The sequence below is a fragment of the Alcaligenes sp. NLF5-7 genome (assembly GCF_024266725.1).
GTDB classification, from domain to species: Bacteria; Pseudomonadota; Gammaproteobacteria; order Burkholderiales; family Burkholderiaceae_B; genus Alcaligenes; species Alcaligenes phenolicus.
This window is the reverse complement of record NZ_CP100755.1, coordinates 1003593-1017791: the sequence shown is the minus strand read 5'-3', so window position 1 is coordinate 1017791 and position 14199 is coordinate 1003593. Positions and strand designations below refer to the sequence as shown.

General features: G+C 63.3%; 14 protein-coding genes. 9 read left to right on the top strand and 5 right to left on the bottom strand.

Annotated elements, in window-relative coordinates:
- Positions 1-30: 30 nt before the first annotated feature.
- The 5 genes from MID00_RS04775 to MID00_RS04755 all read right to left on the bottom strand — a co-directional run bounded on the left by MID00_RS04775 (position 31) and on the right by MID00_RS04755 (position 3991).
- Positions 31-576: a hypothetical protein gene (locus MID00_RS04775; RefSeq protein ID WP_009521520.1), complete on the bottom strand. Its 546-nt coding sequence runs from the start codon at positions 574-576 to the stop codon at positions 31-33.
- A complete protein-coding gene (locus MID00_RS04770; protein ID WP_009521519.1) occupies positions 573-1718 on the bottom strand; it encodes an NAD(P)/FAD-dependent oxidoreductase in 1146 nt (381 codons plus the stop codon). The genes MID00_RS04775 and MID00_RS04770 overlap by 4 nt, the downstream gene beginning before the upstream one ends.
- Before the next feature lie 106 nt (positions 1719-1824).
- On the bottom strand, positions 1825-2430 hold the full coding sequence (petA, locus tag MID00_RS04765; protein WP_009521518.1) for a ubiquinol-cytochrome c reductase iron-sulfur subunit: 606 nt from the start codon (positions 2428-2430) through the stop codon (positions 1825-1827).
- A 218-nt stretch (positions 2431-2648) separates the two neighbouring features.
- Positions 2649-3299: a peroxiredoxin gene (locus tag MID00_RS04760; protein ID WP_254499782.1), complete on the bottom strand. Its 651-nt coding sequence runs from the start codon at positions 3297-3299 to the stop codon at positions 2649-2651.
- 332 nt (positions 3300-3631) lie between these two features.
- Positions 3632-3991, bottom strand: coding sequence for a metalloregulator ArsR/SmtB family transcription factor (locus MID00_RS04755; protein WP_009521516.1), 360 nt, complete (start codon positions 3989-3991; stop codon positions 3632-3634).
- 169 nt (positions 3992-4160) lie between these two features.
- Here MID00_RS04755 and MID00_RS04750 point away from each other — a divergent pair, with 169 nt between their 5' ends.
- The 9 genes from MID00_RS04750 (at position 4161) to MID00_RS04710 (ending at position 14154) form a co-directional block, all read left to right on the top strand.
- Positions 4161-5228 carry an efflux RND transporter periplasmic adaptor subunit gene (locus MID00_RS04750; RefSeq protein WP_254499781.1) on the top strand — a complete coding sequence of 356 codons (1068 nt, stop codon included), beginning with the start codon at positions 4161-4163 and terminating at the stop codon, positions 5226-5228.
- Positions 5229-5236: 8 nt separating this feature from the next.
- On the top strand, positions 5237-8569 hold the full coding sequence (locus MID00_RS04745) for an efflux RND transporter permease subunit (protein WP_254499780.1): 3333 nt from the start codon (positions 5237-5239) through the stop codon (positions 8567-8569).
- Positions 8566-8775, top strand: coding sequence for a DUF2892 domain-containing protein (locus MID00_RS04740; RefSeq protein ID WP_009521513.1), 210 nt, complete (start codon positions 8566-8568; stop codon positions 8773-8775). Before MID00_RS04745 ends, MID00_RS04740 begins: the two co-directional genes overlap by 4 nt.
- A gap of 2 nt (positions 8776-8777) precedes the next feature.
- Positions 8778-9209, top strand: a complete 432-nt coding sequence (trxA, locus tag MID00_RS04735; protein ID WP_254499779.1) for a thioredoxin — start codon at positions 8778-8780, stop codon at positions 9207-9209.
- On the top strand, positions 9206-10618 hold the full coding sequence (locus MID00_RS04730) for a TolC family protein (RefSeq protein ID WP_254499778.1): 1413 nt from the start codon (positions 9206-9208) through the stop codon (positions 10616-10618). The genes trxA and MID00_RS04730 overlap by 4 nt, the downstream gene beginning before the upstream one ends.
- A 17-nt stretch (positions 10619-10635) precedes the next feature.
- Positions 10636-10995: a rhodanese-like domain-containing protein gene (locus tag MID00_RS04725; RefSeq protein WP_254499777.1), complete on the top strand. Its 360-nt coding sequence runs from the start codon at positions 10636-10638 to the stop codon at positions 10993-10995.
- Between the two features lie 148 nt (positions 10996-11143).
- Complete coding sequence (locus MID00_RS04720) at positions 11144-12052, top strand: LysR family transcriptional regulator (RefSeq protein ID WP_020226663.1); 909 nt, start codon at positions 11144-11146, stop codon at positions 12050-12052.
- A gap of 405 nt (positions 12053-12457) precedes the next feature.
- Positions 12458-12871 (top strand): helix-turn-helix transcriptional regulator, encoded by a 414-nt coding sequence (locus MID00_RS04715; protein ID WP_009461154.1) that lies wholly within the window; start codon positions 12458-12460, stop codon positions 12869-12871.
- A gap of 245 nt (positions 12872-13116) precedes the next feature.
- Positions 13117-14154 (top strand): DUF72 domain-containing protein, encoded by a 1038-nt coding sequence (locus MID00_RS04710; RefSeq protein WP_254499776.1) that lies wholly within the window; start codon positions 13117-13119, stop codon positions 14152-14154.
- Positions 14155-14199 lie beyond the last annotated feature (45 nt).

Below are 14199 nucleotides of genomic sequence, written 5' to 3'. Positions count from 1 at the left end.
TGGTTGGATGAAACGGGAACGGGCACCCCATCAAGGGGGTGCGATACCCAGGCTGCGACGCAGCGATGCTGCATCAGGCAGGTATTCGATGGTTTGGACACGCTGGTCCTCCAGCGAAATCAGCGTGACCTCCTTAGGCTTTCGGGGCAGATGACCCGTGACCTCGGAGTTCTGGACTAAGCCGACCTGGAAGGGAAAATCGCGCAACTTGGGAAGCGCGAACATGCGGGTCACCATCGCAGGCATGCCGCTGATGTCCGCGATGTAGACGAGTCGACGCTCAGCAAAAACGGACGGGTGCAGACGCAACGCATCGCTCACGATGTCGCTCGCCGTCTTGTCGGCCGCAAAAACCACAAAACGAGTGGTCGCCTCGATGCTCACTTGGCGCTCGTGCTGGTCCGTAACGCTCAGGGGTGGCAAGAGACTTCCTGGAGCCAAGGGCGCGGCCAGCAGCGGGATGGAGGCGCCTCCAATGGCCACTGCGAGCAGGAGCAGCGGGACCCGCCGGCGGGCGATACCTCTCTTGGCCATCGCCAGCGGTTGGTGTGCATAGTGGCTGGACTGGGGGCTCATCGGTACTGCCTGAGATAGTTCCACTCGAAGCCACGCTTGGCCCAATGGAAAAAACGGGTCGAAGGCAGCAGCACATTGCGTTGCGGGGTGCGCCAGACCAGGGTTCCATGATCGATCGCATCCACGATGCAGATCAGCTCGACGCGGAAGGTCTCGCTCGATGGGCGGCCGTCCAGGTCGGCGATCAGGTTGGTCGCCGCGGCCTTGGCCTGCAGGTCCGCCATATGGGCCTGCTTGGGCATCCAGTCCGGGCCGGGGAAGCTGCCTGAGTCGCCGACCACGACCACGCGCTCGAAGCCAGGCACCCGGCAATGCGCGTCGACCTGTACCAGGCCGCCCGGGGACCGGGGGAGCGTCGTTGCATCAAACCAAGCGTTACCAGTCATGCCGGGCATGAAAAGGATCAGGTCTGCCGCGAACGATCCGCCTTCCGTCACAACCCGGTTGGCCTCGAATCGCACCAGCTTGTGGCCCAGGTGGGTCCGGATGCCGCGCCGTTCCATTTCCCGGAGCAGGTGCTTCACGGTCTTCATGCCGAGACGGTTGCCGGGCTCGGAGGACGGATTGAAGAAGACGAGATCGAAGTGCTGGCGCCGGCCTTCCCGTTTGAGCTGCTCGTCGATGCCGAACAGGAACTCGAACATCGGGCCGCCGCGCACCGCACTGGGTTCATTCGGATTTCCCGCGAAGCCGACGGCGATCGTGCCGCCGGTCATTTCGCGCAGTCGATCGCGGATGCGTTCTGCCGCAGAGATGCCTTCGCAGGGTGTGATGGCATGCTCGATGCCGGGCAGCTTCTTGATGAAGCGCCCGCCGGTGGCGAGAACCAGGCCGTCGTTGACGACATCGCCGGTGCTTGTCTGCACGGTGCGGCCATCATCGGCGAGGCCGGTGACTTCGGCCGAGACAAAGCGCACGCGCTGGCGCTGCAGAAAGCCGTCCAACGGCACGATCAGATCCTCGCGGCGGCGCAAGCCGCTCGGGATCCAGATGATGCCCGGAAGGTAGTGCAGTTCCGGGCGCGGTGCAACCAGCGTGATCTGCGCCGCGGGATCACGACGCCGCAGTTCGCGGATCGTCGACAGGCCGGCAAAGCCAGCACCCAGGACCACGATGTGTCGGGGATTCTGCACGGTCGTCATGGCAGTGCGTTCGAGGCGTCCCCTGCAAGATCAGCAGGCACCGGGGGCAACGCGGTGAACCTCGCGCCGGACAGGGAAATGGATTGCGACACGGTTGGATTCCCTCTCAGGCCGACTCGTCGCCGATTACGACACGTGCGTCGCTCAGGAAACGGTGCGGCGGGATTTCGAGATTGGTGGGTGCCGGCTTGTTCTTGAACACCCGACCGGCGAGGTCGAAGGTCGAGCCGTGGCAGGGACAGAAGAACCCCCCATGCCAGTCTTCGCCAACGCTCGGGTTGGAAGTGCCCGCAGCCACCGCGCTGGGAGAACACCCGAGATGGGTGCAGATCCCGATGGCAACGAATAGGTCTTGTCGCTCGGAGCGGCCGGGATTGCGCAGGGCTTCCGGCAAGGCATCCTTGCTGGAGTTGGGGTCGGCGAGCTTGTCGTCCTGCCCGCTGAGTGCGGCGATCATTTCCGGCGTGCGTCGCATGATCCATACGGGCTTGCCCCGCCATTCGACCGTCTTCAATCCGCCGGGCGGGATGTCCGCCAGGTCGACTTCGACCGCCGCGCCCGCTGCTCTTGCCCGTTCACTGGGCGCAAAACTAGAGACGAAGGGGATGGCGGTCGCCGCGGCCGCAACACCGCCGGCCGCAGTCGTGGCGATCAGCCATGCGCGGCGCTCAGGATCCATGGCGCTGGAAGGAGGAAGGGCAAGGTCGCTCATGTCGGGCTCCTGGTGCGCGGCTGACGATGCAACCGCATAGGGGCTGAGGGCTGGTCCGGTGGCCGGTGCGCCAAAGCGCTTGCGCGGCACAGGCTGAACCGGACACCGGCCGCAGGCTGGACGGCTGTTCGACGCGAGAGCGCAGATGACGCGCCCAGTCCTCCAGTAGCCCAGATCCCACGGCGCGGGGCTGCGGCCTTTCGGTCGCAACGCCGGACTTAAAGGCTCTTCGTCGAGAAGTACCAGTCCGTGGTCTTGTAGCCTTCGCCCATACGCTGCTTGATGGCGTCGGGGCTCTTGGGTGGGGGAACGATCACATCGCATCCCGGCGTCCACCCCTCGGGGGTCGCGACCTGGTTGGCGTCGCTCGTTTGCATGGCCGTGAGCAGGCGCACGAACTCGTCGATCGAGCGGCCGTTGCTCATGGGGTAATACACCATGGCGCGCAGGATGCCGTTCGGATCGATGAAGAACGTCGCGCGCACGGCCTGCGTGTCGGCTGCGCCCGGGTGCACCATGCCATAGGCACGGGCCACGTCCATCTTGATGTCCTCGATGATCGGGAAGCTGATCTCGACGCCGAACTTCTCCTGGATGTTCTGCGTCCAGGCCAGGTGCGAGTACAGGCTGTCGATGGACAGGCCGATCAGTTCGCAGTTCATGCCGCGGAACGTGTCGGCAGCCTTCTGAAAGCCGATGAACTCGGTGGTGCAGACCGGCGTGAAGTCAGCCGGGTGCGAGAACAGGATCAGCCACTTGCCCTTGTAGTCCGCCAGGCTGCGCTCGCCGTGGGTGGTCTTGGCCTTGAAGTCCGGGGCAGGCTCGTTGAGGCGGGGGAAGGCGACGGGCGCCGAGTTGGTGTCTTGCATGATGACCTCTTCAGTTGAAGGTTGTGCGTCGAAGTGACCATCATATATTAGTTCATGCTAAATTAGAATACGTTGAAATAAAAGTAATGAGGTCATTGTTGTCGCCTATCAAGAAGCAACGATCCAGCGAGTGGACAGCGAAGGGTGAGCCGCGAGCCTGGGAGCGCAAGCCCGACTGGGTGGCGGCAGCACAACCTGCCAAGCGCCAAGGCCATCTCAACCTGTTGAAGTATGGTGGCAAGCAGGATGCGGCCTGCATGAGGCCGACGCTGGGGCAGTCCTCGCCGTCCACTCGCGAAGACGGGACTGCGATCAACGATGGCAGGTGCCGCTCAGTGCGCTTTGGTCCGCTTGGGCGGAGCTACGGTGAACGCAGCCTGCGCCTTCGCCTTGCGCTCGAACTGCTTGGCGATGTTTCCGCAGACCAGATCGCACAAGGAATAAACGGACTTGTCCGCAATGCTGTAGATGGCGCTGTTTCCGCGGCTTTCGCGTGCCACCAGACCGTGCTGGGTCAGCAGCGTCAGATGCCGCGAGATGTTGGCCGAGCTGTAACCGCACAACTGGGCGAGTTCGCCCACGCTGCGCTCCTGCTTGCGCAGCAGGTTGAGGATCTGCAGGCGCGTTGGCTCGGACAGCGCCTGGAAGTACGCCGCCACCTCTTCCAGCGCCTCGTCGGGAAGGTCTTCCATATGTGTTGAGCATGCCAAAGGTAGATGAGTAGACATGATGCCTCGGATCTTGATGATCTGCTGGTCTGTGAGCAACATGGTACTTGACTATTTAACTATGTGCGCAAATAATGAATTAAAGTTCTTCACACTCATGCCTGACAGCGCTCCCTACCAGAAAGTGCCTTCCATGCGCCACACCAGCTACACCCTTTGCTTCGCGGCTGTCGCCTTGATGGCGAGCCTGACTGCCTCCGCCCAGACGCCGCCCCAGCCGTTGAAGGCCACCGCGGCGGTGGCCGCTGCGGGCACGACGACTTCGGCCTTCGATGGCGTCGTCGAAGCTGTTCGCCAGACGGTGATCGCGGCGCAGGTGCCCGGTGCGGTCATCCAGTTGGATGTCAAGGTGGGCGATCGTGTGAAAGCGGGCCAGGTGCTGCTGCGCATCGACGCCCGGGCGGCTGAGCAGAATGCCGCCGCCAGCGATGCCCAGGTGCAGGCAGCACGGTCATCCCTGGATCTGGCCACGAAGGACTTTGAGCGTCAGCAGCGGCTGTTCCAGAAGAACTACATCAGCCAGGCGGCCATGGAGCGCGCCGAGTCGGCTTACAAGTCGGCCCAAGCCCAGGCCAATGCGCTGCTCGCGCAGGCCAGTGCGTCGCGCACGCAGAGCGGCTACCACGTCGTGCGCGCACCCTTCGCGGGTGTGGTCTCCGAAGTGCCGGTATCCCTGGGCGACATGGCCATGCCTGGCCGGCCTCTGCTGACCCTGTATGACCCGACGGCTCTGCGCGTCACGGCGGCTGTGCCGCAGTCGGTGGCGGCGCGCATGCCGGCCGATCCGAAGCTGCGCATCGAACTGCCCGGCCTGCCGTCGGCGAGTGCATGGGTGGTCCCTGGAAATGGCCAACTGCTGCCCACCGTCGATGCAGCGACGCACACCGTGCAGTTGCGTGCCGAACTGCCTGGTGGCGTGAGCACTACCGTCGCGCCCGGCATGTTCGCGCGGCTGTGGCTGCCGCTGGCACGCAGCGATGCCCCCGGCACAGCGCCAGGCGCTCTCCTGTCCGTGCCGATGGAAGCCGTCGTGCGCCGTGCCGAACTCACCGGCCTGTATGTACTGAATCCGCAGGGCAAGCCCGTGCTGCGCCAAGTCCGCCTCGGGCGGGCCACCGATGGCCGCGTCGAGATCCTGTCCGGACTGATGCCCGGTGAGCAGGTCGTGACCGATCCGCAATCCGCCGCGCGCGTGCGTTGAGGCCGGTCATGACGAAAACACAATCCACCACTACCGGCGCGCCTGCCATGGGCGTTTCGGGCCGCATCGCCGCCTTTTTCCAGCGGGCGCAGATCACGCCACTGCTGGCACTGCTCGCGCTGTTGCTCGGCCTGTTCGCCGTGGGCGTGACCCCACGCGAAGAGGAGCCGCAGATCAACGTCACGATGGCGAATGTGCTGATCCCCTTCCCGGGGGCTGCCGTGCGCGACGTGGAACAGATGGTGGCCGTGCCGGCAGAGCAGGTGCTGAGCCAGATCCTGGACGTCGAGCATGTGATGTCGGTGTCGCGCCCAGGTTTGGCCGTGCTCACCGTCCAGTTCAAGGTCGGCGTGACCCGCACCGAAGCGCTGGTGCGGCTGTACGACACGGTGAACTCGAACGCCGACTGGCTGCCCAAGGGGCTCGGTGTGCTCGAACCGATCATCAAGCCCAAGGGCATCGATGATGTGCCAATCGTCACCTTGACGCTGTTCAGCGAGAACGCGTCGACCGGCGCATTCGACCTGGAGCGTGTCGCGCACAGTGTCGAGGCGGACCTCAAGCGTGTGCCCGGCACCCGCGAGGTGACCACGATCGGTGGCCCGGGCCGGGCGGTAATGGTGCAGATCGATCCGGTGCGCATGAGCGGTGTCGGTGTCACGGTGCCGGAGTTGCGCCAAGCGCTGCTGTCGGCCAATCTGGGGCTTCCGGTGGGTGAGCTGATCGCAGGCAACCGTTCGGTGGCCATCGAGTCCGGGCCTTTCCTGCGCCACGCCGACGAGGTGGCCGATCTGGTGGTCGGCGTGCGGGCCGGCAAGCCGGTCTTCCTGCGGGACGTGGCGCAGGTGCGCGATGGTCCGCTTCCGCCCAGCCGTTATGTCTGGCATGGCGTTGCCGGCAAGGACGGCGCCGCGCCGGCCGAGTATCCGGCGGTCACGGTCGCGGTGACGAAGAAGGCGGGTGAGAACGCCATCGACGTGGCCAACGCCGTGATGAAGCGGGTGGAAGGTTTGCGCAACACCGTCATCCCTGGCGACGTTCAGGTGGCGGAAACGCGCAACTACGGCGCCTCCGCCAACGACAAGGCGCAGACGCTGATGAAGAAGCTGCTGTTCGCCACCGCGTCGGTGGTGGCGCTGGTTTTCTTCGCGCTCGGCCGGCGCGAGGCGGCCATCGTCGGCAGCGCGGTGGTGCTGACGCTGACGGTGACCTTATTCGCGTCCTGGGCCTGGGGTTTCACGCTCAACCGCGTATCGCTGTTCGCGCTGATCTTCTCGATCGGCATCCTGGTGGACGACGCCATCGTCGTGGTCGAGAACATCCATCGGCACCAGCAGCTCTACCCCGGCAAGTCGCTGGCGGCGATCATCCCGGGTGCCGTGGACGAAGTGGGGGGGCCGACCATCCTGGCGACGCTGACCGTGATCGCCGCGCTGCTGCCCATGGCCTTCGTGACGGGCTTGATGGGCCCGTACATGAGCCCGATCCCGATCAATGCCAGCATGGGCATGCTGTTGTCCCTGGCCATCGCCTTCGTCGTCACGCCCTGGCTGGCTCGGCTGTGGATGAAGGCGGTACCGGCTGCTGCGCATGGCGACGGCGGGCCGCACACGGCGACCCACTCCGGCCTGGCCGCGAAGATCGCGCCGGTCTTTGAGCGGATCTTCCGCCCACTGCTGGACGAGCGGCGTGGCTCGCGCAACCGCAGCCTGCTGGGCCTGGGGGTCGCGCTGCTCATCGCGGCGTCGCTGGCGCTGCCGGCCACCGGCTTGGTGCTGCTGAAGATGCTGCCCTTCGACAACAAGTCGGAGTTCCAGGTCATCGTTGATATGCCCGCCGGCACGCCGGTGGAGCAGACGGCCGCAGTCCTGCACGAGCTGGGCAGCTACCTGGCGACAGTGCCCGAAGTCACCGACTACCAGGCCTATGCCGGTACCGCGGCGCCGATCAACTTCAATGGCCTGGTGCGCCAATACTATTTGCGTGCCGGCGGCAACGTCGGCGACCTGCAGGTCAATCTGGTGGACAAGACCGCGCGCAAGGACCAGAGCCATGCCATCGCAACCCGCGTGCGACCCGAACTGCAGAAAATCGGGGAGCGCTTCGGCGCCAACGTCAAGGTGGTCGAGGTGCCGCCGGGCCCGCCGGTGCTCTCTCCCATCGTGGCGGAGATCTATGGCCCGGATGCGGCCGGTCGGCATCAGGTCGCCAAGGCCGTGCGCGCCGTGTTCGAGCGCACGCCCGGCGTGGTGGACGTGGACGACAGCAGCATCGCTGCGGCACCGAAGACGATCCTGCTGGTGGACCGGCAGAAGGCCTCCATGCTCGGCGTGCCGCAGCAGGCCATCGTCACCACGCTGCGCGCCGGACTGGCCGGCGAGGCCACGGCCTTTCTGCATGACGAGACCAAGTACCCGGCGGCCGCGGTGCTGCAATTGCCGCCCGAGCAGCACGGCGACCTGAACGCCCTGCTGCAGCTCACAGTGCGCAGCGCCGATGGGAAGCCGGTGCCTATCCGGGAACTCGTCACCCTGAGTGACCAGGTGAGCGAGCAGCCGATCTATCACAAGGATCTGTTGCCGGTGAACTTCGTCGTGGCCGACATGGCCGGCGCGCTCGACAGCCCGCTCTACGGCATGTTCCAGATGCGTGGGGAACTCACCAAGATCGCCACGCCCGGCGGCGGGACGCTGCAGGAGTATTTCATCCGCCAGCCTGATGACGCTTACCGCGACTACGCGCTGAAGTGGGATGGCGAGTGGCAGGTGACCTACGAAACATTCCGCGACATGGGCCTGGCCTATGGCGTTGGCCTCGTGCTGATCTACCTGCTGGTGGTGGCGCAGTTCGGGTCCTACCTAACACCGTTGATCATCATGGCTCCGATCCCCTTGACCATCATCGGCGTGATGCCGGGCCACGCCGTGCTGGGCGCGCAGTACACCGCCACCAGCATGATCGGAATGATCGCGCTCGCCGGCATCATCGTGCGCAACTCCATCCTGCTGGTGGACTTCATCAACCTGCAGGTGCGCGAGGGCGTGGAGTTCAAGCAGGCCATCGTGCGCTCCGCCATCACGCGCGCGCAGCCCATCGTGCTGACCGGGCTGGCTGCCATGTTGGGCGCCTTCTTCATCCTCGACGACCCGATCTTCAACGGCCTGGCGATCTCGCTGATCTTTGGCATTTTCGTCTCAACCGTGCTGACGCTGGTCGTAATTCCGATCCTCTACTTCATCGCGTACCGGAACCGGCTGGACGCGATCGTGGGCCGCGAAGAGCCCGATGAAACCGTCACGTCGACCCCCGCAACCCTGTCCACTCAAGGAGAAACTCCATGACTTCCTGGCAACTCGTTCGCGTCATCGCAGGCACCTTCATCCTGCTGTCACTGGCCCTGGGCATCCCTGGCAGCCCGATCTTCGTCAATCAATGGTGGCTGGCCTTCACCGCCTTCGTCGGGGTGAACCTGCTGCAAAGCGGGCTGACCAAGTGGTGCCTGATGGAATCCATTCTGCGCAAGCTCGGCATGCGCCAGGGAGCCTGATCATGCATGTCGGCTGCCCCGCCTGCGGGACGATCAATCGCGTCCCCGACGAACGCCCGTCCGGCGAGCCGGTCTGTGGTCGTTGCGGCGCTGAACTGATGGCGGCCAAGCCCGCATCGCTGAGCGATGCGACCTTCGAGCGCTACATCACGCGCACCGATCCGCCGGTGCTGGTGGACTTCTGGGCCAGTTGGTGCGGCCCCTGCAAGATGATGGCACCGCATTTCGACGATGCGGCTGCGAAGCTCCCCGAGGTCCGTTTCGCCAAGCTCGATATCGATGCCAATCCGCAGGCCGTGGCGGTCAGCGCCATTCGCAGCGTCCCAACGCTCATCCTGTATCGCGCCGGCAAGGAGCTGGCGCGCCACTCGGGGGCGATGGTCGCAGGCGACTTGGTGCGCTGGGTCCGCAAAGACCTCACGCAGAAGGGATGAATTCCATGAAGAAGCGCATGTCAAAGGCTTTGTGGATCTCGTTGCTGGCTGCGCCCCTGTATTGCCAGACGCAAGTGGCGATGGCCGCCGGGCTCATCGAGGCTTGGCGAGCGGCGACGCAAAGCGACAAGGAGTACGCCGTTGCCCGGGCTGCCCATGCGGCAGCCCAGCCGCGCCGTGACCAGGCCGCGGCGCTGTGGCGACCGACTGTCGGCGTGGTCGGCTCGGTGGGGGTAGCCACGAACGAATCCGAAACGCGAGGTGCGCAATTCAGCGCCCCAGCGTTCGGGCAATCCACTGGCGTAGGCTTCAGCACCTCCGTGACCAACGGCACCGCCTCGCGCTGGGCCGTGGCAGCGACGCAGCCGCTCTACAACCCGAAGCGGCGCGCCGAGCAGCAGCAGCTTTCCACCTCAGCCGACCTGGCAGACCTTCAATGGCAGGCAGCAGGACAGACGCTGATGCTCCGCACGGTGGAGCGCTATCTCGATCTCGCCCTTGCCGAGGAAACCGTGCGCGTGCATAGACAGCAACTCGATGCCGTCGAGAAGGCGGCGGTCGAAGCGCAAGACCGCTTCAAGCTCGGGGACGTCCCCATTACCGATACCCATGAGGCAGGCGCACGCCTGGCAGCACTTCGCGCGCAGGTACTGGCGGCCGAGAGCGACGTGCTGGTCAAGCGCAACCTGCTGGCGAACACCACGGGATTGCCTCCCGGTTCTCTGGCGGCCCGTCTTCCTGGCCCCAGCGCAGGCCAGACGTCATCGCTCCAGCCGCTGGAGTTCTGGCTGGATGAGGCGCAGTCGCGCAACCCTGAAATTCGCACCCAGTTGCTGGCAGCCGATGTCGCGAGGCAAGAGGCGACGAAGTACGGCCGGAGTTCGTCCGCCTCCGTCGATCTAGTTGCCCAGGTGGGACGTGATCGACTGAGCGGCAGTGGCGATTTCGGGTCGGCCAGCAACACGGGCACGAACTGGATGATCGGCATCCAGTTCTCGATGCCGCTTTTCACCGGCGGATACCGCAGCGCCAAGGAAGAAGAGGCGCTGCGACTGGCGGAAAAGGCCGCAGCCGAGGTAGAGCGCACGCGAGAGCAAGTCGCGCAGCAGGTGCGCTTGGCCTGGCTGGGGCTGAGCGTTGGCGCCGAACGTGTCAGGGCGCTGGAACAGGCGCTCAGTGCCAGCCTGGCAAGGCTCGACGCCACGCGCCTGGGACGCGAGGTCGGCCAGCGCACCACGCTGGACCTTCTCAATGCCGAAAACGAATCCGCCACATCCAGCCTTGCGCTTGCGCAAGCTCGCATCGGTCTGTTGATGGACCGGCTGCGACTGGCCGCGCTGATCGGCCGCCTGGATGAGGCTGCTTTGCAAGTAGCCGATGGCGAACTTGCTGCGTCACCTTTGAACTGACACTGGAAATTGATCGCATGAGTTGGTTAGCGAAGATTCTTGGGGCTTCTTGTTCCCGTTTTGGTCGATCGGCGGGTAAATCGGCCGCCGAAATGCTGTCGGCCGGCGCCGTCTTGGTTGACGTCCGCTCCGCCGGGGAGTTCGCTGCAGGGCACATCGAAGGAGCGCTGTGGCTACCGCTTGACCGTATCCACTTAGACGTTGCGATCGCTGTGCCCACTCGGACCCAGCCTTTGATCCTGTATTGCCGCTCGGGCGCGCGCTCCCAACGTGCCTGCAAAATCGTTGAGCAGATGGGATATAGCCATGCGATCAACGGAGGCGGGGTGGGCGCACTTTCGAAGTTATTGAACCGGCCGGTCGTTGGTGGGCCGTGACGCTGTTCATTCACGAACGGGTAGGCTGACGAGAGGAGCCAGGTATCGAGCTTTGGTAGGAGGCGACCAAGAGAACAGTAGCGGGCATCGATTTGAATCCGGCGGGTCGGATCGGCCGAACCAGAACAAGACGAACAAGGAGCACGCAATGGAACTGAGATTGCTGCGCTACTTCGTGGCAGTGGCCGAGGAACTGCACCTGGCGCGCGCAGCCGATCGGCTGGGCATCGATCAGTCGCCACTGTCGCGCGCGATGCGCGATCTCGAACAAGGGCTGGGTGTGGCGCTATTCGACCGCAGTAGCCGGCAGACGCGCCTGACCTGGGCCGGCCAAGTGCTGCTGGTGGAGTGCCGGCGCGTTCTCGCTACGCTGGACCAGGCGATCCAGGCTACCAAGGGCGCCGCGCAGGGGTACCAGAGCTACCTTCGCATCGCGATCTGCGACAGCCTGGCCCAGCCCAGGATCGCCGCGTTGCTCGCTCGCAACCGCGAGGAAGAGCCGGAACTGGAAATTCGCATCTTCGAGCTTCCGTTATCGCAGCAGCTCAAGGGCCTGCACACCGATCTACTGGACGTGGGCTTCGCGTTGTCGGGTTCGGTCAATGGCGGCCTAGTGGCCGAACCGGTGTGGACCGATCCACTTTCGGTGATCGTGTCGGCGCGCCACCCGCTGTTGGTCCACAAGGAGGTCAAGCTCGCCGACGCGCTGAAGTTTCCGGTGGTGTTGTGCCACCCGGACGCAGCCTCGGGCTGCCACGACCAGATCCAGGCGGTGCTCGATGGTGCGGCGCTGCCGCTGAAGGTGGTCGATCATGTCACCAGCTTGGGCGTGATGCTCACGCTGGTTGGGGCAGGATACGGGATCGGCTTTGCGATTGCCTCGCAGGTGGAGGCGCTGAACCGGCCGGACATTGCGACACGGCCGCTAGCGGGCACGCCACCGATGCTCTCGACCTACCTGGTGCGCCGTGGGGGCGAGCCCTCCGAGCCGTTGAAGCGGTTCATCAGTCGAGTGAAACGCTTGAACGCCCCGACACCTGACGAGGGCGGGGCCTGAGCGATCCTTGTCGGCTGTTGTTGGTCGCGGGCAGACACCGATGGACGCCGCGCGGTGACTAGCGTGCGCCGCTGGTACAATATATGGTCATTTCCTGTGGAGCTAACAGGAAAAACCCGTTATTAATCAATGGGTTGGTTGATTGGACTTGTTCCCATCGCCCGCTCCAGTTCTGATATCTCCCCCAATACTTTTATCGGCTGTTCACCGCACTGTCGCGTGATGAGCATATTGGCCATTTGCTTGTACAGGTGTCTTGTAGCGCTGTGCCGCTTCTTGGCGTGTGATCAAGCACCTGTACCCACTTGGGTATGGAGAGTTTCACTGAAAGCATATACTGCGTCCTTATTGTTCATATTTGAGTTCTTATGATTTATATTTGTTCATATATGAATGGATAAAAATATGACTGATTCAGAGAATAAAAATGCTCCTCGTAGTGTCATCTCCCGTCCTGTAGACCGTGCCTTGCTGCGGCTGGGGCGGGATATCTCTGCGGCTCGCCGTGCGCGACGATTAAGCCAAGAGGATTTGGCCCAGCGTATTGGTACGTCGTTGAGCACAGTCCGGCGCATGGAGGATGGTAATGCCGGTACTGCCTTGCATACTTTTTTAAGCGCTTTGCATGTGTTGGGACGCTTGAATGATGTGACTAAAGTAATGACCATGGAAAATGATGCCTTGGGGATGGACTTGCTGCGTGAGCAGTTGCCCCAGCGCGTCAGGCGGCCACGACGTATCAAAGCGGATCAAACCTCGGGGGCCAAGTCGCAAGATGATTCGGCCTCTGTGAATCCTGACAAGTTGGAAGGTTTCTGATGACGACACGATCTGCCAAGCGCTCAGACCTGGAGGTGCGCCTGGGTTCCAGGTTCCAGTGCGCATGTTGTGGGGCACCATACTTCAGGTTAACGGTGAAGGAAGCAGAAGCAATCTGGGCGGAGATTGTTCAGGCTGTTAGTCGTTGCCGTAGCGTCGCCAAAGGGCTAGGCATGCAAAGTACGGATCTGGTGGATTTTGAGCCGGCATTTGCTTAACTTCATTCCCATGGCACTATACCCAGCATGCAAGAAGATCTTTTCGGCGATGCCATTCCTCAGCCACCCGCCTCAAAGCCCGCTGCTCCTTCCCGACGCAAAATCACCAAAGTCAGCCTTGCTGCTTCCGCGCTGGAGCTAAGTGATCTGGCCACCCAGCTTCCTGAAACCTTGCGTTTCGGTGTCTCCACCTGGTCCTACCCCGGTTGGGAAGGCTTGATCTGGGATGGCGAGTACGAGTCGAGCATCTTGTCCAAACACGGCCTGGAGGCCTATCACCAGCATCCCTTGATGCGCACAGTCTGTGTGGATCGCACCTTCTGGCGTCCTTTGACGGTCACGCAGTATTCCGCCTATGCCGCTCAGGTTGATGAAGATTTCCGCTTCGTTGTGAAATGTCCTTCCATGATTACGGATGCCCAAGTTCGTGATGAGCAGGGCAAGGTACGCAAATCTAATCCGGACTTTCTGGATATTCGTCTGGCTGTAGAGCAGTTCGTGCAGCCTGCAGTCGAGGGCTTGCGTGCCAAGTTGGGCGTCTTGGTCTTCCAGTTAAGCCCTCTGTCCTGGGGCTGGTTGAATCGTCCGGCAGAGTTGTTCGACAAGTTGGGGCAGATGCTGGCAGCGGCGCGTGAGGCTTTGCCGCAAGGCTCACAGGTGGTACTTGCGGTAGAGGTAAGAGATCCAGAGCTGTTGACTCAACATTTTGTCGATACGCTCAAGGCCAATGGCGCGACATTTTGTCTGGGGCTGCATGGCAAGATGCCGCCGATTGAAGAGCAACTGCCCGTCTTGCGCGCCTTGTGGCCGGGACCCTTGGTGTGTCGCTGGAACTTGAACCGGGAGTTTGGTGCTTACGGCTATGCCGATGCTCAAAAAAAGCATACCCCCTTCGATGCCATTGTCAGCGAGGACGTGCATACTCGCACGGTGCTGGCCCGCACGATTCGCGGGATCACGGGGGCGGGGCAGGCGGCGTATGTGACAATCAGCAATGATGCGGAAGGCTGTGCGCCGCTCTCCATTCAGCGGCTGGCGCAACTTGTTGTGGCACAAGAAAAATAACCACAGGTCTTGAGAAGCGATCCTCACAAGTGGGGCGGTTCACAA